Source organism: Exiguobacterium sp. N4-1P (assembly GCF_002214325.1).
On the sequence record NZ_CP022236.1, the window covers coordinates 313,092 to 336,254 of the forward strand.

The 23,163-nt window shown below is 45.3% G+C and carries 23 protein-coding genes; 19 read left to right on the forward strand and 4 right to left on the reverse strand.

The features are described from left to right. Positions 1-148 precede the first annotated feature (148 nt). Positions 149-1,006 carry a YihY/virulence factor BrkB family protein gene (locus A0126_RS01705; RefSeq protein ID WP_088836176.1) on the forward strand — a complete coding sequence of 286 codons (858 nt, stop codon included), beginning with the start codon at positions 149-151 and terminating at the stop codon, positions 1,004-1,006. 78 nt (positions 1,007-1,084) lie between these two features. On the opposite strand, the gene A0126_RS01710 is transcribed toward A0126_RS01705, so the two are convergent. Beyond that, positions 1,085-1,939 (reverse strand): sulfite exporter TauE/SafE family protein, encoded by an 855-nt coding sequence (locus tag A0126_RS01710; RefSeq protein WP_088836177.1) that lies wholly within the window; start codon positions 1,937-1,939, stop codon positions 1,085-1,087. Between the two features lie 119 nt (positions 1,940-2,058). On the opposite strand from A0126_RS01710, the gene A0126_RS01715 reads away from it, so the two are divergent. The 9 genes from A0126_RS01715 to A0126_RS01755 all read left to right on the forward strand — a co-directional run bounded on the left by A0126_RS01715 (position 2,059) and on the right by A0126_RS01755 (position 7,420). After that, a complete protein-coding gene (locus A0126_RS01715) occupies positions 2,059-2,916 on the forward strand; it encodes a LysR family transcriptional regulator (RefSeq protein ID WP_088836178.1) in 858 nt (285 codons plus the stop codon). A gap of 105 nt (positions 2,917-3,021) precedes the next feature. Then, complete coding sequence (locus tag A0126_RS01720) at positions 3,022-3,285, forward strand: metal-sensitive transcriptional regulator (RefSeq protein ID WP_029332497.1); 264 nt, start codon at positions 3,022-3,024, stop codon at positions 3,283-3,285. 57 nt (positions 3,286-3,342) lie between these two features. Next, a complete protein-coding gene (locus A0126_RS01725; protein ID WP_088836179.1) occupies positions 3,343-3,822 on the forward strand; it encodes a DsrE/DsrF/DrsH-like family protein in 480 nt (159 codons plus the stop codon). 78 nt (positions 3,823-3,900) lie between these two features. Beyond that, on the forward strand, positions 3,901-4,206 hold the full coding sequence (locus tag A0126_RS01730; RefSeq protein ID WP_088838404.1) for a rhodanese-like domain-containing protein: 306 nt from the start codon (positions 3,901-3,903) through the stop codon (positions 4,204-4,206). A gap of 26 nt (positions 4,207-4,232) precedes the next feature. Next, positions 4,233-4,529 (forward strand): rhodanese-like domain-containing protein, encoded by a 297-nt coding sequence (locus tag A0126_RS01735; RefSeq protein WP_088836180.1) that lies wholly within the window; start codon positions 4,233-4,235, stop codon positions 4,527-4,529. Between the two features lie 48 nt (positions 4,530-4,577). Next, on the forward strand, positions 4,578-5,144 hold the full coding sequence (locus A0126_RS01740) for a sulfurtransferase TusA family protein (RefSeq protein WP_088836181.1): 567 nt from the start codon (positions 4,578-4,580) through the stop codon (positions 5,142-5,144). 31 nt (positions 5,145-5,175) lie between these two features. After that, positions 5,176-6,312, forward strand: coding sequence for an MBL fold metallo-hydrolase (locus A0126_RS01745; protein ID WP_088836182.1), 1,137 nt, complete (start codon positions 5,176-5,178; stop codon positions 6,310-6,312). A gap of 50 nt (positions 6,313-6,362) precedes the next feature. Then, positions 6,363-6,590 carry a sulfurtransferase TusA family protein gene (locus tag A0126_RS01750; protein ID WP_029332503.1) on the forward strand — a complete coding sequence of 76 codons (228 nt, stop codon included), beginning with the start codon at positions 6,363-6,365 and terminating at the stop codon, positions 6,588-6,590. Between the two features lie 53 nt (positions 6,591-6,643). Beyond that, a complete protein-coding gene (locus A0126_RS01755) occupies positions 6,644-7,420 on the forward strand; it encodes a sulfite exporter TauE/SafE family protein (RefSeq protein ID WP_029332504.1) in 777 nt (258 codons plus the stop codon). Between the two features lie 55 nt (positions 7,421-7,475). Here A0126_RS01755 and A0126_RS01760 read toward each other — a convergent pair whose 3' ends face one another. Beyond that, complete coding sequence (locus A0126_RS01760) at positions 7,476-7,859, reverse strand: DUF302 domain-containing protein (protein WP_088836183.1); 384 nt, start codon at positions 7,857-7,859, stop codon at positions 7,476-7,478. A gap of 184 nt (positions 7,860-8,043) precedes the next feature. On the opposite strand from A0126_RS01760, the gene msrB reads away from it, so the two are divergent. From msrB to A0126_RS01780, 4 genes are all read left to right on the forward strand, one after another. Further along, positions 8,044-9,144, forward strand: coding sequence for a peptide-methionine (R)-S-oxide reductase MsrB (msrB, locus tag A0126_RS01765; RefSeq protein ID WP_088836184.1), 1,101 nt, complete (start codon positions 8,044-8,046; stop codon positions 9,142-9,144). A gap of 195 nt (positions 9,145-9,339) precedes the next feature. After that, a complete protein-coding gene (locus A0126_RS01770) occupies positions 9,340-12,216 on the forward strand; it encodes a S8 family peptidase (RefSeq protein WP_088836185.1) in 2,877 nt (958 codons plus the stop codon). A 153-nt stretch (positions 12,217-12,369) separates the two neighbouring features. Then, positions 12,370-14,910, forward strand: a complete 2,541-nt coding sequence (locus A0126_RS01775; RefSeq protein WP_088836186.1) for an ATP-binding protein — start codon at positions 12,370-12,372, stop codon at positions 14,908-14,910. Positions 14,911-15,517: 607 nt separating this feature from the next. Next, a complete protein-coding gene (locus A0126_RS01780) occupies positions 15,518-17,044 on the forward strand; it encodes a GGDEF domain-containing protein (protein WP_239456809.1) in 1,527 nt (508 codons plus the stop codon). A gap of 41 nt (positions 17,045-17,085) precedes the next feature. Here A0126_RS01780 and A0126_RS01785 read toward each other — a convergent pair whose 3' ends face one another. Continuing rightward, the gene (locus A0126_RS01785) at positions 17,086-17,718 is read right to left on the reverse strand and encodes a FusB/FusC family EF-G-binding protein (RefSeq protein ID WP_162288265.1); all 633 of its coding nucleotides are present in this window, start codon (positions 17,716-17,718) and stop codon (positions 17,086-17,088) included. Between the two features lie 114 nt (positions 17,719-17,832). Here A0126_RS01785 and A0126_RS01790 point away from each other — a divergent pair, with 114 nt between their 5' ends. From A0126_RS01790 to A0126_RS01800, 3 genes are all read left to right on the forward strand, one after another. Then, positions 17,833-18,561, forward strand: coding sequence for a hypothetical protein (locus A0126_RS01790; RefSeq protein ID WP_088836188.1), 729 nt, complete (start codon positions 17,833-17,835; stop codon positions 18,559-18,561). An 81-nt stretch (positions 18,562-18,642) separates the two neighbouring features. After that, positions 18,643-19,092, forward strand: coding sequence for a YflT domain-containing protein (locus tag A0126_RS01795; protein WP_088836189.1), 450 nt, complete (start codon positions 18,643-18,645; stop codon positions 19,090-19,092). Between the two features lie 36 nt (positions 19,093-19,128). Beyond that, the gene (locus A0126_RS01800) at positions 19,129-19,578 is read left to right on the forward strand and encodes a universal stress protein (protein WP_088838409.1); all 450 of its coding nucleotides are present in this window, start codon (positions 19,129-19,131) and stop codon (positions 19,576-19,578) included. Positions 19,579-19,639: 61 nt separating this feature from the next. Here A0126_RS01800 and A0126_RS01805 read toward each other — a convergent pair whose 3' ends face one another. Continuing rightward, a complete protein-coding gene (locus A0126_RS01805) occupies positions 19,640-19,834 on the reverse strand; it encodes a hypothetical protein (RefSeq protein WP_088836190.1) in 195 nt (64 codons plus the stop codon). A 150-nt stretch (positions 19,835-19,984) separates the two neighbouring features. Between A0126_RS01805 and A0126_RS01810 the strand changes: the two genes are divergently transcribed. Then, positions 19,985-20,428, forward strand: coding sequence for a MarR family winged helix-turn-helix transcriptional regulator (locus A0126_RS01810; RefSeq protein ID WP_029332515.1), 444 nt, complete (start codon positions 19,985-19,987; stop codon positions 20,426-20,428). Positions 20,429-20,467: 39 nt separating this feature from the next. Then, complete coding sequence (locus A0126_RS01815) at positions 20,468-23,137, forward strand: MMPL family transporter (RefSeq protein ID WP_088836191.1); 2,670 nt, start codon at positions 20,468-20,470, stop codon at positions 23,135-23,137. The last annotated feature ends 26 nt before the right edge of the window (positions 23,138-23,163 follow it).

Sequence of the window (23,163 nt, forward strand, 5' to 3'; positions counted from 1 at the left end):
TTTCTTATTCTAGTGTACAAGGTGAATGGAGGAAGCGCCAACTCATAGCAATTGCCCGTTTTTTGATACGTTCAAAAGACGTTCACAGATTAAGTGGGAGAGGGAAGGGGGATAGATAAGAGAATCAATCGAAAGTGAGGAACTTGGCATGTCTTTAGTCAAACCGGTTTTTATTCGCTTTTTTGGCGAAGCTTTTTTCGATAAGTCGGCACAGCTGGCCTATTATTTGATGTTGTCCTTATTTCCATTCTTATTATTCGTTGTCGGATTAGTATCTTTTTTACCATTCACTTCCGGTGAAGTCCTTGATTTGATTCGTCCTTTCGCACCAGCAGAAACCTATGATTTAATTCGCCGAAATGTCGTAGGGATTTTTGACGAAGGGGGATTAAAACTTGCTTCGATTAGCTTCGTCGCAGCCTTTTGGCTCGCCTCGATGTCTGTCCAGTCGCTCGTCCGGTCCCTCAATGATGCCCTCGAGGTGACAAGGAAAGTGCCGTTTTGGCGGGGCTTATTACAAGACTTCGGATTTACGATTGGGATGATGTTCATCTTGCCGTTTTCGCTGCTTGTTCCGGTCGCCGAGAAATTGGCCCGACGCTTCATCAATCATTTTGCACTCATCGCGGATGTTGCAGCGGACTATTCGTCCATTTGGTTTGTATTCCGCTGGGGGCTCGGTTCCTTGTTTCTATTTGTGTTCTTTGTATTGTTGTATCGCATTTTACCGAGTGTCCGTTTGACGATTCGTCAAGTACTCCCGGGGGCATTATTTACGACGATTGCCTGGCAGGTCGTATCGGAAGTCTTCTCGTACTATGCGGAGTTTGGGAGTTACAATCGTCTCTACGGTCAGCTCGCAGGAATCATCGTCTTGATGACCTGGTTTTATTTATCCTCCGTTGTTTTGATGCTCGGTGGATTGATGAACGCAGAACGGATGCGGCAGAAAAAAGAGGCGAAGATCATGAAGCCTGAAAAAATCAAAAAAGAAACTGTCCGCTGAGGGCAGTTTCTTTAGTTTGCACGTAAAGGGTTATGAAGATTGTTTTCGCTGTGGACGCGATTCAAAAAGACTCATGTTCTAGGAATGTCTACTTCTTACTTTTTGATAGAAAAATAGAAGCAATAGCCCAATCGTAAAGATGCCGAGCAAGATGAGCGATCCTGTTTCCTGCTCTAAGACTTTCAAGACGACACTGACGGCGACGACGGCGTAAAAGATGCCAAGACTCTTTCGGACGAAACGATCTTCGAACAGATGGAGTAAAGAAGCACCAATCGGAGAGCCGATAAACGCACCGACGATTAAGGCAATGCCGAGATAAAGCGGAGCTTCGGTACCGGAAGCAAGATAACTGGTGACACCGCCGAGGACGATCAGTGTCGCCGAGGCGATGCTCGTGCCGATGGCTTGTTTGAGTGGGAAACGGACCCATCCCATCAAGAGTGGCGTAAGCAGGAAGCCACCACTGACCCCCATGAGGGAGGAGAGAATCCCGGCAGCAAATCCGATGACGATCAATTTATAAAGATTCGCTTGTGTGATATGTCCTTCGACTGGTTTTCGTTTCGATGGTTTTAAGAACTGAATCGCAAACCACGTCAACAAGACGATGTAGAGGGCAGAAATCATGGCATCGGCTCCAGTCCGTTGTTCGAGCCAAAAGACGACCGGCGTGATGACGGCAGAACCGACGATCCCGGATAATCCGACGGCTAACGCATCACGGACATGAAAATTTTTCAGACGCATATGGGATACCGTCCCGGTCACGGTCGAACCGAGTGTCAATAACAGACTGAGGACGATCGCGGTACTGGGTGGATAACCGAGGATTAATAAGAGAGGAGTTAAAATAATCCCTCCGCCGATTCCGAAAAAACCGGATAAGATACCAATTGTTGACCCTAAAAGTATAAACAGGATGAATTCCATGCAGTAAACCCTTCTTTCTTTTGTACTTAATCTATCTTTACTGTACAGCGTGTTAATTCATTACGAAAATAGATTATACTGATGTAAATGATTATAAAGGTTAATGAGGAGGGAAAAGAATGCGTCTCCACGAACTAAGAACGTTTATTTCATTAGTTGAAACGAAACACTTTACGAAGACAGCAGAACAACTCTATATTTCACAACCAACGGTCAGTCTGCATTTAAAACGGTTAGAAACGCATTTTGGACAAGCGTTGATTCACCGGCATTCCTTTAATAAGACGATTGAAATATCAGAAGCCGGACAATTGGTTTATCGCCACGCGAAAGAAATCCTGCATCAAGTGGAGCGACTCGATCAAGAGATGGATGAACTCGAGGGGCTTGTCCGCGGTCATTTGAAGATTGCTGCGACACATACGATTTATGAAACGATGCTCGAAAAAATGATCCATCGTTTTGTAAATCTGTATCCGGAAGTCGTGATTGATGCGAAATTGATGAATCAGGAACAAGTCGAACAAGCTGTGCTTCATTACGAAATTGATTTAGGTCTAGTCGAAGGAGTTGTCGAAGCACCACAAATTGAGGTAACGCCGTTTACATTCGATCGCCTCCGGGTGATTGGTCGACGAGAACTTGACCTCAGTGAGGCGACATTCATTTACCGTGAGGAGGGGTCTGCCGGGCGAGCATCACTCGAATCCTGGTTAGCGACGAATGATATCGTTCCGCAACGTATCATTACGGTCCATTCGAATCGTCTCGTCAAACAGTTGATTGAAAATGGAACGGGTATTTCGATGATTTCCGAGCGGTTGGCGGGAGAGATGCTCGATTCAGCAAACTACCGGCTTCACAACGAAGATCCGGTTCACAAGCGGACTTTTCAATTCGTGACGTTAAAGGGACAACCGACGCGGCTTTCCGAGAAGTGGATGGCGATGGTAGTAGAAGAATTCAAACAGAATTAAAAAAAGAAAACTTTTCCGTTGACTTATACCCCCATAGGTATTAAAGTATGAAATGTACCAACGAGGTATGACGAACGTCACACGAAAAAGGAGAGTGGTCTTCAAATGGAAAAATTATATGAAGATCGAATCATTCATCGAATGAACCGGATTGAGGGACAACTACATGGCATCGTCCGTATGATGAAAGAGGATGCTTCTTGTAAGGATGTCGTCACACAGCTCAGTGCGACACGTAGCGCGATTGATCGTGTCATCGGACTGGTTGTGAGTGAAAACCTCATCGGTTGTGTCAAAAATGATGAGACAGAAGAAAATCATGAACAGGCTGTTGCAGAAGCCGTTCAATTGCTTTTAAAAAGCCGGTAAAATTTTTTAGAATAATTTATACCCCTATGGGTAAAAGTAGACGGAGGAATTAGTTAAATGTCAGATGTTAAAAAAACAACGATTGTATTGTTCAGTGGAGATTACGATAAGGTGATGGCAGCATATATCATCGCAAATGGAGCAGCAGCGTATGATCACGAAGTCACGATTTTCCATACGTTCTGGGGATTAAACGCGATGCGTAAAGATGAACCGATCCAACCGGATAAAACGTTCCTCGAAAAAATGTTTGGTAAATTCATGCCACGCGGTGCCGATAAAATGCCACTTTCGAAAATGAACTTCGGTGGTGCCGGTCAAAAAATGATCAAAAACGTCATGAAAAAACACAACGCAATGCCACTTCCGGATTTGATTGAACTTGCAAAAGAACAAGACGTAAAGCTTGTCGCTTGTACGATGACAATGGACTTGCTTGGTCTGAAACAAGAAGAATTGCATGATGGGATTGAATACGCAGGTGTTGCAGCATACCTCGCAGACGCAGAAAACGGAAACGTCAATCTCTTCATCTAACTTAGAGAATGGAGGCATCACAAAGTGGATATCTTAACCGTTGTTTTTCTACTGATCGTCGCGTTTCTTGCTTACCGCATGTTTGCACCGACGAAAGGTGTCGCGAAAATCTCAACAACTGAACTAAAAAGTAAATTAAATGAGCGTAATCGGTTTTACTTGGACGTCCGGACACCGGGCGAATTTAAAGGAAACCACATTAAAGGGTTCAAAAACATTCCGCTCCAAACGTTACCGGCACAACTCGACAAAATTCCGAAAGACAAGGAAGTTATCGTGATCTGTCAAAGCGGGATGCGAAGTAAACAGGCTGTCAAGCAACTCAAAAAAGCAGGTTATCCGAACGTAACGGAAGTATCAGGCGGCATGAATGCGTGGCGCTGAACGTAAACTAAAGGAGGATGAAGTAAATGAAACGACTAACCGCTAAAGAAGTACAGGAAAAGCTTGAAAACGGGGAACACTTAAACATCATCGACGTACGTGAAGTCGACGAAGTGAAAGAAGGCAAGATTCCTGGAGCGAATCATATTCCGCTTGGTCTCGTTGAATTTAAAATGAATGAACTCGATAAGAAAAAAGAGTACGTCATGGTTTGTCGCTCTGGTGCACGCAGCGGTCGCGCGACAACATATCTCGAAGGACAAGGCTACAATGTCATCAACATGGATGGCGGCATGATGTCCTACGAAGGAAAAACAGAGTAAAAATTTTAATCTTAAATATACCCCTAGAGGTAAAAGGAGCGAATACTTTTGCAGACAATTAAAACAGACGTTGTACTTGACGCACGTGGACTCGCTTGTCCGATGCCGATCGTCCGTACGAAAAAATCAATCAAGACACTCGAACCGGGTCAAGTCATCGAAGTGCAGGCAACCGATAAAGGGTCAACCGCTGATTTACGTGCTTGGGCGAACAGTACCGGCAATCAGTACCTTGGAACGATTGAAGAAGGGGACGTGTTACGTCATTACGTCCGGAAGTCTTCCGGAAACGATCAGGAAGCTCCTGCTTTCACACAAGTAGTGAATAACGAGACACTTGAAGCAGTGCGCTCAAACGACGACGTGCTCGTTCTCGATGTACGTGAAACAGCAGAATATGCCTTTTCACATATCCCGAACGCGATCAACATTCCGCTCGGTGAGCTCGACACACGCAGTGATGAACTCGATAAAACCAAAACGATTTACGTCGTTTGCCGGACAGGCAGCCGGAGTGATCTCGCATCACAACAACTGGATGCAAAAGGATTCACGGTTCAAAATGTCGTACCGGGCATGAGCCAGTGGACGTTTGATACGGCAACGACTGTTTAATTACTAAACCGCTTAGGAGGAACAACAACAGATGGCACATGCAATGACGACTCAAGAAGTCACACAAAAAGTTATTAACCGTCAACCATTCTTTATCTTAGACGTCCGGAACGAAGATGCATTCGCGGACTGGAAAATTGAAGGTGAAAACTTCAATTATTTGAACGTTCCATACTTTGATTTACTTGATGGTGTCGAAGACATTCTCGATCAACTGTCGACGGATCAAGACGTTCTCGTCGTCTGTGCAAAAGAAGGTTCTTCCATCTTCGTCGCTGATTTGTTAGAGGAAGCAGGACGGACTGTTTCTTATTTAGCAGGTGGCATGAAGGCATGGAGCGAGCACCTCGAACCGATTTCACTCGGAACATTGAATGAGACGGGTCAAGATCGTGGTGAAGTCGTTCAGTTCGTCCGAATCGGAAAAGGATGTTTGTCTTACATGATCATCTCGGAGGGCGAAGCGGTCCTCGTAGATGCAACACGGATGACAGATGTCTATCTTGATTATGCAGCAGCACGTAATGTCAAAATCACACATGTGTTTGATACACACTTACATGCCGATCATATTTCAGGTGGTCGTGAAATTGCTGAAAAAACGGGTGCGACCTATTGGTTACCACCAAAAGATGCGACAGATGTGACATTCGAATATGCGGCACTTGAAGATGGCAGCCATGTGCAAGTCGGGGATACACAAATCGACGTCCTTGCCCTTTATTCCCCGGGACATACGATTGGTTCGACATCATTCGTCGTCGATAACCAGTATCTCTTAACGGGTGATATCCTGTTCATCGATTCGATTGGTCGCCCTGACCTCGCAGGTCTTGCGGACGACTGGGTCGGTGACTTACGAAACTCCCTCTACACGACGTACCGTGAACTTTCGAACGACTTGATCGTGCTTCCGGCACACTTCATGTTGATTGAAGAGTTGAACGCAGAGGGCAGTGTCGCGGAGAAACTGAATGTTCTCCTTGCGAACAATCACGGTTTGAACATCGAAGACGAAAGTGTCTTCCGTAAGATGGTGACAGAGAACTTGCCGCCGCAACCAAATGCGTATCAAGAAATCCGCGAAACGAACATGGGTAAGAAGACACCAGATCTCGAAACACAACGTGAGATGGAAGTCGGTCCGAACCGGTGTGCCGTTCGTTAATCAGCTCGAAAACTAAACTAAAGCAAGCAACTATTAGGAGGAATTCATCAATGAAATCAGAACTCGTACTCGACGCAAAAGGACTTGCATGTCCAATGCCGATCGTCAAAACAAAAAAAGCAATCGCAGGACTTGAATCAGGACAAATTTTAGAAGTACATGCAACGGATAAAGGTGCTAAAAATGATTTACAAGCTTGGGCAAACTCAGGCGGTCATGAGCTCGTTAAACACGAAGAAGAAGCGAGTGTATTGAAATTCTGGATTCAAAAAGGGTAATTCAAGTTTAAGGGGGCTGCTGACAGTCCCCTTTTTTTAAAGGAGTGATCCACATGGAAATCGGTTTTATTATTACCATCTTCTTAATCGGTTTCGTCGGTTCGTACATCTCCGGGATGTTAGGAATTGGCGGATCGATCATCAAGTATCCGATGTTACTTTATATTCCACCGTTGCTCGGATTTGCGGCGTTCTCTGCTCATGAGGTCGCAGGAATCAGTGCCATTCAAGTATTTTTTGCGACGATTGGCGGCGTCTGGGCGTATCGTAAAGGTGGTTACCTGAACAAATCGTTAATCATCAACATGGGTGGAGCGATTTTGATTGGGAGCTTCATCGGCGCATATGGCTCGAACGTCTTAGCGGAAGATACAATCAATCTCGTCTACGGCATATTAGCGTTAACAGCTGCTGTCATGATGTTCGTTCCGAAAAAAGGGCTCGATGACATTCCGCTCGATCAAGTGAAGTTCAATAAAGGTATCGCAGCAAGTGCTGCCTTCATCGTCGGGATTGGTGCTGGAATCGTCGGTGCTGCCGGAGCTTTCTTACTTGTTCCAATCATGCTTGTCATCTTAAAAATTCCAACACGGATGACGATCGCTTCGTCCCTCGCGATTACGTTCATTTCTTCGATTGGCGCGACCGTCGGTAAAATCACGACGGGGCAAGTCGATTGGGGTCCTGCAGCGATCATGGTTGTTGCCAGTCTGATTGCGGCGCCACTCGGAGCAATCGCCGGGAAAAAGATGAATACTAAAATCCTGCAAGTGACCCTTGCTGTCTTGATTCTCGCGACAGCAATCAAGATTTGGCTTGATATTTTATAAACAGACAAAAAACGAGTCGGTATCGTCAAAAGACGAAACCGGCTCGTTTTTTTGCTTACTTGCTTGCGTCGATGACGTGAAGCAATTGATCTTCGACTTCTTTTGCGACCTGTTTTAATTGTTCATCTTCAACGAGCGCAATCAGTGCTGTCGGACGTGGCATGCCGATTTTCGTTTGTCCATTCTCCGTAAAGACAGCCAGTTTACAAGGTAGGAAGTAACCCGCACGTCGTTCAGCTGACAGGACGCGGTGTGCTTCTTTCGGGTTACAGACTTCGAGAATATGATATTCGCCTTCAAAGTCGAGTCCCTTTTCATCTAATTTTCCTGCTAAATCGAATTCCCAAAGGACACCAAATGAAACTTTTTGGAGCTCCTCTTTCAAACGTGTGATGGTTTTTTCTGTTGAGTGTTCAGTCGTAACTGTATAATCAAACATCGATACCCCTCCTGGTGTTTAGTCTTAAAACTATTCCCTACTTTTTCATTAAATAATCATTCAGCATCAGATGTGCAATTTTGAGGCACGGTCAACGACAAACTATGTGAAATCAAGGTACATTAGAAAAAAGACATCTAACCATTCACCCGGAACGTATGCTTTAAAAAGGAGGCGAAGGGAGATGAAGAAGCGAATGTTGACGATTCTATCCGTCGTTGCATTACTTGCCATCATGATTGGCTGGTATTTTGTTTTCCAGCAGCAACAGGCGAAGTCGAGCGGAAGTAAAGAACTGACCTATGCGAAAGAGGAGACGGCGATTTTAGCAGGGGGCTGTTTTTGGTGTATGGAACCGCCATTTGAGGAATTGAAGGGCGTGAAGTCCGTCATCTCGGGTTATACCGGCGGTGACGTTGAAAACCCGACCTACAATCAAGTGTCTGCTGAGACGACCGGTCACCGGGAAGCCGTTTTGATTACGTTTGACCCGACTGTCATTTCGTACAAACAGTTACTCGATGTCTACTGGCGCCAAATCGATCCAACCGATCCGAACGGTCAATTCGTCGATCAAGGCGAGTCGTATACGACAGCGATTTTTTATACAAACGATGACCAAAAGCAAATCGCTGAACAGTCAAAACAAGACCTGGCAGACCGCGGCATCTTTGACGACAAAATCGTCACACCTTTGATTGAGTCCGGTCCTTTTTATGAGGCGGAGGCATATCATCAGGACTACTACTTGAAGAGCGAGAAAAAGTATAAGTTTTACCGTGCCGCTTCCGGGCGAGATGAGTTCATCGACCGCTACTGGAACGATCAACCGAAACTCGATTTACCGAAGTATGACAAGTTAACGGATGCTCAAAAGAAAGCAAAATTGACCGATATTCAGTATAAAGTTACGCAAGAAGACGGGACCGAACCTGCCTTTGACAATCCCTATCACGACTTAAAAGCGGACGGGATTTACGTCGATCTGATTTCTGGTGAACCGCTCTTCTCATCAAAAGATAAGTACGACTCGAAAACAGGATGGCCCAGTTTCAGTCAACCACTCGAGCCTGGGAATATCATTGAAAAAAGTGATTTTGCCCTCGGGATGAAGCGGATGGAAGTCCGGAGTCGTCATGGCAACGCCCATCTCGGTCACGTCTTTAACGATGGTCCTGAGCCGACCGGTCTTCGGTACTGCATGAACTCGGCAGCTCTACAGTTCATTGCGAAGGAAGATTTAGAAAAAGAGGGGTACGGTCAGTATCTGTCTGAATTTAAATAACATATGCGCCCCATCCTTTCGTTCGAAAGGGTGGGTTTTCTTCTGAAAAAAAGCAGGGGGACCAAGTCGTTCGGTCAAGTGAATATTTTTCCTTTCGAAATTGTAAGGTAATATAACGAAAAAATTATCATATTTATCCAAATATTGTTTATACTTGAGAAAAGCACGATTTATTTTTCTTAAGGAGGAACAGTGGTGAAGAAGTTGACGATTTGGCTCATGTTGAGCTGCCTCATTCTGACACTTGGAGTGGGACCTTTCGCTATGAAAACGATAGCGGCAGACGAAATAGGACAGGCAATCGGATTAAAAGCAGGACAAGAAACGGTCCTCGAAACGGGGACGAACGACAAAAATACATATTGGTATAAAGTCGAACAGCAAGCAGGAATCGAAAAAACGGCATCGCACTTCGAACTATCAATTGATACGGATCAATCGATCGAAGTGACCGCCTATCCGAGTGAAGAAATGGCAGCGAAAGATGAAACATTCGATCGTTACCGGAGCTACGCTGAACCTGATGAAAAAGAAGCCATGAAACTGGCAGTTCCTTACGCTTGGGATGGCCCGTATTATATAAAAGTCGAGTACTATCCGAATATCGAAGAAGGCAAAACGACGAAAGCGGCACACGTTAAACTGACATACAATGATGTCAAACTGGCAGTCGAGTACGAACCAATCAGTGATATTAGCTGTGCAGCGGAAGAAGCGTTGAAGCAAACGACTGAAGAAAAGCCGATGCTAGCGTTGATGCACGCGATTCAAAAACAAGTGTTGAGTCAATCGGAGCAAGGACGTAGCTTAACGTCGCTGTATTACAAAGCGTCACCCTACGTCGTCAAAGCGATTTTATTTAATAAAGATAAGCGAACACAAGCAGCAGAAGACTTGAAGACGTTGAAACCAGCGATGACGGCGCTCGTCAATGGAACGACGTATACATTATCAAAAGCCGATCAGCAGGCAGTCAATCGTCTGTTTGAATTAACACGTGACGCGTCACCAGAAATCATCGCGAATGAAATCAATCAGTATGCGAAAAAAATGGAAATTTCAACGCTTGGTGGAAGCACGCTGAGTGAAACATTCCGTTCACTCGGAATGACGATTCAATCAGAAGAAAAAACACGGTTCATCGTTAAACTAAAACCGGGTCAGATGAATCGGTCGATGAAGATCGCTGGAACTCCGGCGACAGATGTTGAGCGTTTATCGCTTGGTAAAGCGGGCGACTTCGTCATTGTCACGGAAGATCCGACAGTCAAAAGTCAAACCGCGACGGCACTGAAACAGTCACTCAGCCGGTCTTCTGCCGTCGAGTATGTCGAGAAAATTCAGACGTACCGCGCAACAGGGGACATCAACTATGACTACCAGTGGGCGTTAAATAAAAATGCGATCGTCGAACAGTTACCGGATGTCGGAATCGGTTTTGAACAATTCGTCGCCAGTCCAATCAGCAAAACACTGACTCCGGTGACGATTGCTGTCATCGATACAGGAGTCGATTACCGCCTGAAAGATTTACAAGGAAAAGTCGACATCGCGAACGAAAAAAACTATGTCGATGTCAATGGAAAAGGAGATGCCCTTGACGACAATGGTCACGGGACACACGTCTCAGGCGTCATCGCGGCAGCACTCGAAAATGAATATGGCATTCGCGGAATTCACCAATCTGCTAAAATCCTCCCGATTAAAGTATTGAATGCGAATGGGGAAGGCGAAACAGATGCCATCGCACTCGGAATTAAATATGCTGTCGATCACGGAGCAAAAGTCATCAACATGAGCCTCGGAGGCGGCGAGAGTCGAACGATGGCTTACATGATGAAGTACGCAGCGGACAACGGCGTCACAGTCGTCGCGGCGTCAGGGAATGAATATGACAGTTACATCGGGTTCCCGGCGAACTCGGAGTATGCCATTTCAGTTGGAGCAACGAATCCACTCGGGATGGTCGCTGACTATTCGAACTACGGTTTCGGGCTTGACGTCGTGGCACCAGGATCAAAAATCGCAAGTCTCGTCCCGGACGGTAACACCGTTTACATGGATGGAACGAGTATGGCAACACCACACGTTGCGGCAGTCGCAGGCATCTTGGCGTCACTCGACGGGACACTGAAACCAAAAGAAATCGAAAACATCTTACGAACAAGTGCAGAACCACTCGCCTTCGAAAATCCGAATGATTGGTACGAGGATGATGAAGAGGACATGGAAGACGAGTATCCGCCTAGTAAAGCGCCGGAAAAACTTCCGGCCTACGTCAGTCCGGTATCCGGTTACGGGAAAATCAATATTTTGCGTGCCATTTCACAATTGCATTTACAAGGAAAAGTCAAACCGGTCTATGACAATCAACTCGTTGTCAGCGGGACTGTTAAGACGGGCACAAAAGTAGAAGTCTGGTCAACAAAACGTTTAGCTTCGACAGTAGCAAAAGCTGGTACGTTCTCCGTTCAAATTCCACGCCAAGCAAAAGAAACGGTCTTGACGATTCGTTATGCGAATGGAACGGATGTTACATCTGAGCGGACGGAAGTATTGCCTGGGAAAGCACCTGCTGCACCGAAAGTGAATCCTGTACTCGCAGGCGCGACGAAAGTGACAGGAACAGCCAGTGCAAGTGGAAAAATCGTCATGAAGGACGCTAAGAATAAGACGATTGCCACAAGCATGGTGGATGCCAAAGGTAAGTTCAGCGTCAAAGTACCAAAACAAACAGCTGGAGCACGCCTCAGCGTGACGGTGCTTGATATCGCAAAACGTTCAAGTAAACCAACTGTCGTAACGGTTTTGGCACCACCTGCGGCACCAAAAGTCAAAGCCATCACTAGTAGTCAGACGAAACTGTCTGGGACAGGTGAGAAAAAAACACGCGTCTACGTACAAAATGCGAAAAAGAAAGTCATCGCTAAAGGAACCGTCACGTCAAAAGGAACGTTCTCTGTAAAAATCGCGAAACAAAAAGCAGGAACGAAACTTTCCGTTTATCTTGTCAACGCGCATAAACAGACAAGTGTAAAGACGTCGATCACGGTCAAAAAAGCGAAAAAATAATCTGTTGAACAGCCCTTCTCCAGTCATCTGGAGGAGGTTTTTTTGTAGTCGATTATTTTTAAGGTATTTTTCGGTAGATTATGCTATTTTTAAGTAACTGAAACAATTTCAAAAAAGGCACCATCCCTGAGTGGATGGTGAGGGGGATATTCTATGATCAAGTGGATTCGGAGACGAATCGGACGCCAGTTGCTAGCGGTGTTTTATGTAGTATTACTATTAGTATCGGTGACATCATTTTTTGTTTATGACTACATGGAAACACGAATTGAATCGTCCCGAAGTGATCTTGAGACGATTAGTGAGAAAAATAGACGGGCTGATACGCTTTGGGACAATTGGCAGAACGTCCAATTTGGATTACGCGGATTCGTGATTTTTGGAGATCAGGAACGATTTGATGAGATTGAAGCCTTACGGACTGAAATCAAAAGTGAGACGGATTGGTTTGGACGCAGAGCAGAAACGGATCAAGAAGAAGAATTCGCTGCTCAAATGTTGAACTTGTATGATTTATATTACGGGGCATTGTTCCCGCTGACGCAATCATACGTAACGGAGAAAAAAGCAAATCGCATCAATGAAGATTTTTTACAAGGTGATAGTTTGTTTTCGTTACCAATCGCGCAACGTCTCGTCGAGCAAGGTCAAATCAAACCAACGGCAGACGGATCGATTGATATCACCCCAGACATCGAAAAAGCATCATCGGCACTGGAAGAATACCGTGATACGTTGCAGCAACAACAAGAAGCTGCCGTTTTAAAATTACGGACTGAAGTCGCGAATACACAATGGATTTGGATTTCAAGTATTTTTGTTTTAATCAGTTTCATTCTATTGTTCGTTCATCCGTTCATTCGTCGGATGACAAAACAGTTATTCCGCTTAATTGACGACAATCAAAAATTGACGCGAAGTGAACCGATTGAAATAGATGAGGTGGCACAACAACGTCCGGATGAAATCGGTCTACTCCGGGCCTCATTCAATCAAATGGCGATGACGACGAACGCACATAAAGATGAGATGCAGGGGAAAAATGAAGAGTTGCAAGCGCAAAGTGAAGAATTGCTTGCACAACAAGAAGAATTGCAAGCACAGCAAGAAGAATTAGAGGAAGCCTACCAGGCAACGAAACAAAATGAAGAAAAACTAAAGCTCAGAAGTGAACTGACAGAAGCCTTAGCCATTCGAGAAACGATGGAAGCCTATCCGTCAATCATCCAGAAAATGATTGATATCACGTCTTCAGAGTACGGAGCGCTTCTTCTTTATGAAGCAGGAATGTACATCAGTGCGACGACGAATGGCATGAAACAAAGTCACCTGGAAGCCTTACGAACTGACGATACGTCCGTGTTAAGTCGGATGCTGTTAGGTAAAAAGATCGTTCAATCTGAAAAACGTGTCGACCGAACAGCGGACATTCCGTACAGCTTTAGTACACACGAAGTGGCACTACCTATCTATGATCCGGCAAGTGGTCAGTTGATGGCGGCAGTTTATTTAGTCCGGTACAAGTCGCCTTACAAAAAGCAACAGTTACTTGATATGCGCGATTTCTCCCAACAAATGACGCTCTCTCTGTTACGGACACGTTCGTATGAAGAGATGAAACAAGAAAAGAAAAAAACGGAACAAGTTTTAGACTCGATTCGTGAGGCCATCATCTATCTAGAAGACGGAAATGACGAACTGTATGTCAACCGTCCGCTGTTTGACCTGATTCCGGAATTACAATCGGAGTTCACGAGTGACCGGACCTTATCATCCGGGTCCTATGTGATTGAAGTGATGCGAAGTGTAGTCGACGATCGTGACGTATTTGATGAGTATGTCACTTTAATTCGCTCAGGCATCGTTCCTCCGGATAAGTTTCAGTTCGATGTGCGAAACAATACAGCACACCTCGAAGTGTATGCGGAACGGATTGATATTGAAGGCGGATGGAAAGGTGTCATTCTTGTCATTCGTGATATTACCCGGGAAACAGAGGCGGATCGCCTGAAAACAGAACTCGTGTCAACGGTCTCCCATGAGTTACGAACACCGCTTTCATCCATTTATGGATTTACGGAGTTGATGTTGAACCGTGAAATCGATGTCATGAAGCAAAAAAAATATTTAGCAACGATTCATGACGAAACAGGTCGTTTGTCGAACTTAGTGACAGACTTCTTAGACGTTCAACGGATGCAATCAGGAGCGCAGCTCTATCAAAAGATGACACTTAATTTGTATACTGTCGCGAAACAAGTCGTCGAAATTTATGAGACGTCGAGTGTACGCCACTCGATTCGACTACGCCTCTTAAATAAGGAATTGCCAGCCATTCATGCTGACGAAGATCGTATTAAACAGCTCTTAAGTAATTTAATTAATAATGCAATCAAATATTCACCGGATGGTGGAGAAATTGACGTCGTTCTGGACTTGGATGATGAGAATGTCATCATTCATGTCATTGACGAAGGGATCGGCATACCGCCTCATGCGTTTGCTCATCTGTTTGATAAATTTTATCGCGTAGACAATTCCGATACGCGTCGTATCGGTGGAACGGGACTCGGGTTATCAATCTGTAAAGAAATCGTCAAGGAACATGATGGAACGATCCACGTTGAATCTGAAGAAGGCGAAGGCAGTACATTTACGATTCTACTTCCATTGTCTAGCGTACTTCCATCTTAAAAATACACTAAAATGCTTGCTCGTTCATTCGAGCAAGCATTTCAGCGTGTAGAAAAACTATTAAAAAGCGTAAACATACGGTATCGAGAGGCAATCCGTTCACGCTTGCCTGTCTCGCCTCGTCTTTAAAGCGGCAATCGGTCACGGCGCAGGGTCGCGACCGATTGCTTTTCGCGGTCTAAAGCGATTCGAGACGATCGTGCGCTAAACCGTCTGTATGCCCGGCTTTCCGTCACGGTCTTCCTATAAAAAGCGTCACGTTTCGTTGACTCCTACGGGAAAAAGTGCGTTTTTAACGCACTTTCAGAGGCAGGCAAGACCCTGCTCGTTGTCCGTAAGGACCAAGGAGCAACGGCTTGCGCCTCGCCCGAGGAAAGCAACGAAAAAAGATGCTTTTTCTCCCGATAGCACGTTGTCTACAGTTTAAAATGCTTGCTCGTTCATTCCAGCAAGCATTTTTTAGGGTCGACCAAACCAAATACTTCGATAGGCGGAATAGAGGAAAATAAAAAACTTTTTGAATATAATAAGAAAAGAAGGTTAAAAATATATTGTTTTAACCGATAGATGATAGGACATTAGAACTATTTGAAGGGAGGAGGACGAAGTGAGACAAAAATTAATTTATATTTTGATAATTGCTTGGGTTTTGAGTCATTTTAGCTGGTTATCTATCGTAGGAACGTCCTCCGATCTCGCACGAATCGGTAATAGTCTATTTACGACGGGTGGTGCCGTTTTATCTTCTGCAATGCTCCTACTGGCGATTTATAAACATCCCACTCGTCCCTTTACGCAACGACTTTTTTTCCTGTTGCTCTTAGGAAATATCGCTTTGATTGCAGGTGAAGTAGGTCAATTGGTTTTGCAAATTCAGCGGGCTGAACGCTTTGGACCATTCGACTGGATTGACTTTGTCTTCAGCTTGCAGATTATCTTTTATTTGATTGCGTTTTGTTATTTTTTATTCAATCGCCGTACTCAAATCAATCTGCGATTTTTCTTATTCGATGAATTAATTATTCTGATCGTTGCAGGATCGATATCTTGGCACTATATGATTACACCCTATTTAAAAAATGCGACCGGATTTGACTTAGAAACCTTGCTGTTGATTCGCTATCCGCTAGGTGATTTGTTACTCCTTGGAGGAATGATCATCTTATTCTTTGGCGTGATGAAACGAGGCAACAGTAGATCGTTGTTGCTCGTCTTATTAGGTTTTCACTTACAACTATTAGCCGACCTTCTGTACGTCGTGTTGTATCGGGCGGACTTCCCGGTGTCCGCCATGTGGCTCGATCCAGTTTGGCTCGCGACGACGTTGACAGTAGGGGGAGCCGCGATTTTATTTAATGCAGATGAGCGGTCTGTCGATTTCATGTTAAATCGTCGCGTGCTGGATTGGGTACGCTTAGTGACGCCTTATATTTTCTTGTTGATTTTATTTATCACAATGGCGCGCCAAGCCGTCACCTTTAACGGGTTGACCATCGGGCTGATGATTGCGACACCTTTGTTGATTTCGCGACAAATTCGTATTGTCATGGATAATCACCGGCTTCGGGAAAACTTGGAGGCGAAAGTCGACCAGCGGACGGCGGACTTGGAGCGAGCGCTCGAAGAAATGGAGCACATGGCTTATCACGATGCATTGACGAATTTGCCGAACCGGTATTTGTTTGCCCGTCTCTTTAAAGAAGAGCTGCGTCGCGCAGAAATACACGAACGGTTAGCCGCTCTGTATTTTATTGATGTGGATCACTTCAAACAAATCAATGACACCTATGGTCACCAAATCGGCGATCAACTCATCATCGATATTGCCAGCCGTCTTGAGAAAAAATTACCACACAACACTGTCATTTCCCGTCAAGGCGGTGATGAATTCGTTGTCCTTTTATTTGACGTGAAAGAAACGAACGTGATTGAGGAGTGTGGACAATTACTCGTACAATTGTTTGAACGCCCCTTTATTCTTCAAGACACACCGGTCTGCATGACAGCGAGCATCGGGTGCGCAATCTATCCGACACATGCGACGTCACGGACGACGTTGATTGAACAAGCGGATATTGCGATGTATGAAGCGAAACGGCGCGGGAAAAATCAATTCTATTTACAAGCTGATTAAAAAGCGAAGCCTCCCGAAAACAGGGTGCTTCGCTTTTGCTGTTATTTAGCATTTGCTAAGAATTTTTCAAGATCAGAAATCGCTGTGATGGAAGCGTTACACTGGTCGCTATCGATGCATAAGTAGTTCCCGACAGCACGATAGTGATCAGCTGATTTATTTGTTCGAACCGAGACGAGCGCGACCTCATTGTTTGTTTTACAGAGGCTGCAAATTCCGTGCTGAATGTTTGGTAAATAGGTGCTCTCGAGTCCGATCCACGTCCCGTCGAGCGGATAAACAAAAAATTTCTTTTTGTTGCTCGTATCATTCCAGCTCAAATACGTCGTCATTGAAAAATCAATCGTATCGAGTGGAGGAAGATGGAGTTTTTTTACCTTTGGAAAAAGTGCCTGGATTTCAGCGGGGGTGATCGTCGGAAATGGTTCGACGAACGGTTGGATTTGATCGAGATACGTGAACAGCTGTTGCTCTGAAGCTTGATTCCGGATCGTCATCAAAAGTTCCTCTTGTTCCGGGGACAGAATGGGAATGATGTCGAAAATTTTTGTCGTCGCGCTGTATAAAACGGCATCACGGACATCGGGGTCATTCACGGTCGTTAATTGTTGAAGTAATAACTCAATTTGATTCCGGATGAAATTATATTGGTGGGGCTTGATGAATGGTTGCATATGATCAACGCTCCTTTGTATTTCCATCGTACCTGAATCCGTTTCTTGAAGACAGGTTTTTTGTTTTCGAGCATGTCGCGTCGGGAAAAGACTAGGTAAGGAGGTGGACGCGAGATGTTGACACTGACGGGACTTCGTTTACTCAATTTTTTATCGTTTTTATTCGTTTTACTTGCCCGTGTCGTGTGGTATAAGACGCCGACCGAGTTACCGTTAGCAATCATGCCGGCACCATTCGTTGATGCTGTCGTCGGTGTTCTGTATACGACACTCCTGATTTGGTGCATCCGTCCAGTCCGATCTTATCCGGCAGATCGAACGTTGATACTTGATATAAGTGGATGGTTCAGTTTGACGATGATTGGACTCGGAGTAAGTTCGATTGTAGGTCCGCCGTGGGAACTCGTGTTGATGACAGTGTCTTTCATAAGTCTTTGTCTCATCTATTCAAAAATTCAACAGCATCCGAACCGTTCACCTTGGATGCGCTCGCCTTTTTCCGTCTTTCTAGCCTGGTCGAGCGTCCAAATCTTAATTTTACCGTTTCGGATTTTACGTGATTTCCGGTTTGAGGAACTGTTTGGTTTAAGTGTCTCGCTTTGGACGAGTATCATGCTGATTGTTTTTGCAGGTGGTGTACTAGTATTCAGCTGGTTCCATTCGGATTGGGTGTTTGGTGTAGTGATGATTTGGTTTTATAGTGGGCTGTTCTTTAACGATCGTCTCACTTTGACACAGGAATGGATTACCGTTATTGCGACGGTAGCAGTCGCAATCGTCACAGTAGTGGTCTTTCGGAGACGACAAAAGGTTTTTTCAGAACAAAAAACACCAGTTTCTTGAAACAAACCGACAGTTTGAATCATTGCTTTTCGTTTTTTCGGGTATATCCCTTATAGAAGTTAAAAAGGGGGAGACAGTCAAATGGGGAAAAAACAATTTATCGGAACGTATGAAAATGAAACCGAATTGATTCGGGATATTGAAGATTTACATTTTAAAGGGTATCTTGAGGAAGATTTATACGTCGTCTTACAGGATAAAACCGATATGGCGATGTTGCGGGGACAGTCAGCAGCACAACTCGTCACGGGTAAACGGACATTGTTCGAGCGTTTTACCGGAAAGCCGGCGACAGAAGATGAAATCCGAACGGCATTTACGTCGCTTGGTCTAGCGGACGAGGAAATCGAACGTCATGTCGTCGGTGTCCGGCATGGTGCTTACGTCTTGTTCGCGGATCAAGAAGGTGCGGAGCGACCGACACCGTCACCTAAAAGTATTCTTGAGACGGAGCCGGAAGGCATCGAAGCAGAACGGAAACTCGATCATGAAAACAGAGCATTGGAGAACGAAAACAACGATAAATTATGAGTGTTGCCTTTGTTTGAGTGGAGAGGGTGAATCATGATGGACAGCCACTACCATACAATTCTGGTCGCAGTAGACGGATCAAAGACGGCAGACTTGGCATTCGATAAAGCGGTCCAGTTTGCAAAAATTGATCATGCAAAGCTCGTCATCACACACGTCATCGACATTCAGACATTCGCGAATGTCCGTGCCAACCAACGCTTCATTGACCAAAACGTGACAGAGTATGCACAAGAATTACTTGAACGATACGAAAAACAGGCACATCAAGCCGGGTTGGATGCAGTCGAGCTCGTCATCGAGACAGGGTCACCGAAGACGCTGATCCCGAAAGTCATTGCACCGCGTGTCGGGGCAGGACTGATTGTCTGTGGGGCTGTCGGCATGAACGCAATGGAACGGATCATGATTGGGAGTGTATCCGAAAACATTGCCCGTTATGCGAAATGCGACATTTATATCGTCCGTCCAAAAACGTTAAATTAATCAAAAAAGATAAGCAGTCTCTTAAAGGCAGTAGCTTAAGGGACCGCTTATCTTTTTTAGTTTACTTTGTCAGCAGGTAATAAAATACACCAAGCACGATTAAGATGACCGGTAGTAAAATCAAGTACATCCAAACCATGTTTTTAGCAGTTGTTTTGTTACTGTAGCTTTCTTCATTACGGCTACGTCCGACCATGAGTGTAAAAATAAGTCCAATGATACAAATCACAAGGGCGATCCAAAATAAAAGGGTCATCGTTCTTCCTCCTTTATCTAGCAAACATCAAGCTCTCTTTTATCATATCGAACATTGCTCGGGTCTGTCTGCCTAATTGTGACAGTTTGAAGTTGACGTCAGCTAGTTGAGGGGCTAAACTAACACTAACAGTTTAGGAGGTAAACTAAAATGAAAGACAATCTTCGGGAAGCCGTCCTTCTGTTTGAGGAAGTCATGATTCATGGGACGGAACGCGTATTAAAGTCCGTTGAATCTCCCGTGTGGCGTTTGTATTCTCCAGAGCAACTTCATTTATTGAAAATCGTCGGTAAATACGGACCGATTGCTTCGGGACGAATCGCCGTCATGCAAGGTGTCCATAAAAGCGCGATTTCAAACCGTCTGAAAAAGTTAAATGAAAAAGGACTCGTGGAAGTCGAACGGGCGGAAGATGATCATCGGACGAAACAAATCATTTTGACGCAAGCAGGACACGATGTCGTCGAGGAATCGAACCAGGCAATCTATCTCTACTTGGAACAATTGATTGATGGTAAGGTTGAGGACGATGAAATTCAACAGTTTATCGAAACGTTTAAAAAGGTCAAATCGATTTTAAAGATTGAAGACTAAGCAGCAGAGAAAAATAGAACTAGAAGAGGTGGAGAAGGCATGCGACAAATCGTCAAGTGGCGCTGGCCGATCGTAATCGTCTTATTGATTGCGACAGTCGGTCTATTTTTAGCGGCACCGAACTTATCGAAACAAGCAGAGGATGCTGGAGCGATTCAGCTCGCAAGTGATGCAGATTCGCAGCGCGCAGCAGATATTTTACAGGCAGCTGGTGCAAGTGAAGAAACCATTTCGCTCGTCATCCCGTTAAAGGACAAGGTCTCAGCGTCTGACCGCACTGACATCGGTCAAATCGTGACGGATTTAGAAAAACTCGACAAACCTGTGACCGGTGTCCTTAATCCGTTTGAAAGTGAGGAAACGGAAGGACAACTTGTCTCAAAAGATAAAAAAACGGTGCTCGTTCCAATTACAGTGGACGGGTCACAAGAAGAAATTACAGCGCTCGCGGAAAAAATCCGGGCGGATGTCCTTCCGAATGACCGGAGGATTTATCTGACAGGTGAATCGCTGATTAATGCAGACGTCAACAAAAGTTCGCAAGAAGGACTGAAACGGACGGAGTTAATTACTGTCGGTTTGATTTTTGGTTTATTGCTCATCGTCTTCCGTTCGATCGTCACACCGTTCGTTCCACTGCTTGCAGTCGGCGTAACCTACCTGATGAGCCAATCATTTGTGGCGTTTTTTGTTGATTGGTTCGGTTTCCCGGTCTCGAACTTCACACAAATCTTCCTCGTCGCGATCTTATTCGGGATTGGGACAGATTACTGTATCTTACTGTTAAGCCGCTACAAGGAAGAACTGACAGCTGGACATGACGTCGAAACGGCTATCGTCAACACGTATAAAACAGCGGGTCGGACATTGCTGATCAGTGGGATTGCCGTTCTCGTCGGTTTCTCGGCAATCGGATTCGCAGATTTCCCGATCTTTAAATCATCGGTTGCAGTAGCGGTCGGGATTGCCGTCTTACTGCTCGTCCTGTTTACACTCGTCCCATTCTTCATGGCGACGTTAAAAGAAAAATTATTCTGGCCGTCGAAAAGTGCAGCGAGTCACCGTGATAGTAAGTTATGGGCACGTTACGGCGGATTATCGATTCGCCGTCCATTGCTCGCGATGGCAATCGTCGCCGTCATTACAGTCCCGACGCTCTTTACGTATGATGACGATCTTTCATTCAATACAGTCGATGAGATTGGAGAAAAATACGAAACCGTCAAAGGGTTAAATGCGATTTCAGACGGATTTGGTGCGGGAGAATCGCTCCCCGTCAACGTCATCTTAAAGGACGATAAAGACATCGTGACAGAAGAAACACTTCCTTATGCGGAGCAGTTAAGTCGCGAGCTCGTCAAATTGGATGGTGTCAAATCCGTTCGGTCGATTTCAAGACCAACGGGTGAGGTCATCCCCGATTTATACGTCGACCGCCAACTCGCGCAAATTGCAGATGGGGTCAAAGATGCCAATACGGGTCTTGGTGAAGTCGGTCAAGGTTTAGAGGAAGTCGAAAAAAACCTTCAATCGATTAGTGGACAGCTTCCGGCTGGAGACGAAGCGACGGCTGGGGCAACACAATTGCAACAGGCAGCAGATGGTCTCGGTCAAATCAATCAACAGCTCGGCGCTGTCGGTCAAGGACTGCAAACGACACAAAACATACCGCAAGCGGTCGGGACGTTGTCCGCTTTATCGGAACAATTGACGCAAATTGAAACCGGCATTGCGCAAGCGGCGACAGGAATTGAACAACAAGGTGCACAAGCTGGACAGCTCGGTGGTGGCTTGACGCAACTTGCGGACGGTGTCGGTTCGGCAAATGAGGGTCTTCAAAAAATCGAAGACGGTTTAACGGATGTAGCGGATATTCTGACTGAGATGGGCGATTCGAAAACGATTCGCGGGACCGGAATGTTTATTCCGAAAGAGACGTTAACGAATAAAGAGTTTGAACCGGTCATCGAACGATATGCAATTGATGACGAAACAGGACTGAAGTTTGAAGTCATCTTAAACGACGATCCATATTCGCCAAAAGCGATCAAAACAGTCGCGGCGATTAAAAAAACGACTGCGAGTACGTTAAAAGATACGCCACTCGAAGAGGCAAAAGTTGCTTACGGTGGTATTTCAAGCATCAATAGTGACTTAAACGATACGTCAAAAGCGGACTTTTCGCGGACGGTCGCGATTATGATCGTGAGTCTGTTCATCGTCCTCGCAATCATGTTCCGTTCGTTCATCATGCCGCTGTTCATGATTGGTTCATTGTTACTGACGTACTATACGTCGGTCTCAATCGCAGAGTTGATCTTCGTCAACGGACTGGGGTATGACGGAATCAGTTGGGCGGTTCCATTCTTTGGCTTTGTCATGCTTGTCGCACTTGGCATCGACTATTCAATCTTCCTCCTTGATCGCTTCCGCGAAGAAACGATCAACGGACTTGAGACGAAAGAAGCGATGTACATCTCGATGAAAAAAATGGGCTCGGTCATCATTACGGCAGCGATCATCCTCGCCGGTACGTTCGGTGCGATGATGCCATCCGGTGTCCTCAGTCTCGTTCAAATCGCGACGATTGTCATCACGGGTCTTCTCTTGTATGGATTGATTGTCTTACCGCTCTTGATCCCGGCGATTACGGTTTCGTTCGGTTCAGGTGTCTGGTGGCCTTTCCGTCAAAAAGAAAATAAGAAGTAAAGGCATTGAACTGGTCCATCCGGGCG

What these genes read in the sequence shown, in the direction of transcription:
- A0126_RS01755 (WP_029332504.1), top strand. Translation starts at nt 6,644, where the DNA reads ATGGAAATCGGTTTTATTATTACCATCTTCTTAATCGGTTTCGTCGGT.
- A0126_RS01710 (WP_088836177.1), bottom strand. Translation starts at nt 1,939, where the DNA reads ATGGAATTCATCCTGTTTATACTTTTAGGGTCAACAATTGGTATCTTA.
- A0126_RS01785 (WP_162288265.1), bottom strand. Translation starts at nt 17,718, where the DNA reads ATGCAACCATTCATCAAGCCCCACCAATATAATTTCATCCGGAATCAA.
- A0126_RS01730 (WP_088838404.1), top strand. Translation starts at nt 3,901, where the DNA reads ATGTTTGCACCGACGAAAGGTGTCGCGAAAATCTCAACAACTGAACTA.
- A0126_RS01815 (WP_088836191.1), top strand. Translation starts at nt 20,468, where the DNA reads ATGCGACAAATCGTCAAGTGGCGCTGGCCGATCGTAATCGTCTTATTG.
- A0126_RS01775 (WP_088836186.1), top strand. Translation starts at nt 12,370, where the DNA reads ATGATCAAGTGGATTCGGAGACGAATCGGACGCCAGTTGCTAGCGGTG.
- msrB (WP_088836184.1), top strand. Translation starts at nt 8,044, where the DNA reads ATGAAGAAGCGAATGTTGACGATTCTATCCGTCGTTGCATTACTTGCC.
- A0126_RS01760 (WP_088836183.1), bottom strand. Translation starts at nt 7,859, where the DNA reads ATGTTTGATTATACAGTTACGACTGAACACTCAACAGAAAAAACCATC.
- A0126_RS01725 (WP_088836179.1), top strand. Translation starts at nt 3,343, where the DNA reads ATGTCAGATGTTAAAAAAACAACGATTGTATTGTTCAGTGGAGATTAC.
- A0126_RS01750 (WP_029332503.1), top strand. Translation starts at nt 6,363, where the DNA reads ATGAAATCAGAACTCGTACTCGACGCAAAAGGACTTGCATGTCCAATG.
- A0126_RS01715 (WP_088836178.1), top strand. Translation starts at nt 2,059, where the DNA reads ATGCGTCTCCACGAACTAAGAACGTTTATTTCATTAGTTGAAACGAAA.
- A0126_RS01720 (WP_029332497.1), top strand. Translation starts at nt 3,022, where the DNA reads ATGGAAAAATTATATGAAGATCGAATCATTCATCGAATGAACCGGATT.
- A0126_RS01805 (WP_088836190.1), bottom strand. Translation starts at nt 19,834, where the DNA reads ATGACCCTTTTATTTTGGATCGCCCTTGTGATTTGTATCATTGGACTT.
- A0126_RS01790 (WP_088836188.1), top strand. Translation starts at nt 17,833, where the DNA reads ATGTTGACACTGACGGGACTTCGTTTACTCAATTTTTTATCGTTTTTA.
- A0126_RS01810 (WP_029332515.1), top strand. Translation starts at nt 19,985, where the DNA reads ATGAAAGACAATCTTCGGGAAGCCGTCCTTCTGTTTGAGGAAGTCATG.
- A0126_RS01705 (WP_088836176.1), top strand. Translation starts at nt 149, where the DNA reads ATGTCTTTAGTCAAACCGGTTTTTATTCGCTTTTTTGGCGAAGCTTTT.
- A0126_RS01800 (WP_088838409.1), top strand. Translation starts at nt 19,129, where the DNA reads ATGGACAGCCACTACCATACAATTCTGGTCGCAGTAGACGGATCAAAG.
- A0126_RS01795 (WP_088836189.1), top strand. Translation starts at nt 18,643, where the DNA reads ATGGGGAAAAAACAATTTATCGGAACGTATGAAAATGAAACCGAATTG.
- A0126_RS01745 (WP_088836182.1), top strand. Translation starts at nt 5,176, where the DNA reads ATGGCACATGCAATGACGACTCAAGAAGTCACACAAAAAGTTATTAAC.
- A0126_RS01735 (WP_088836180.1), top strand. Translation starts at nt 4,233, where the DNA reads ATGAAACGACTAACCGCTAAAGAAGTACAGGAAAAGCTTGAAAACGGG.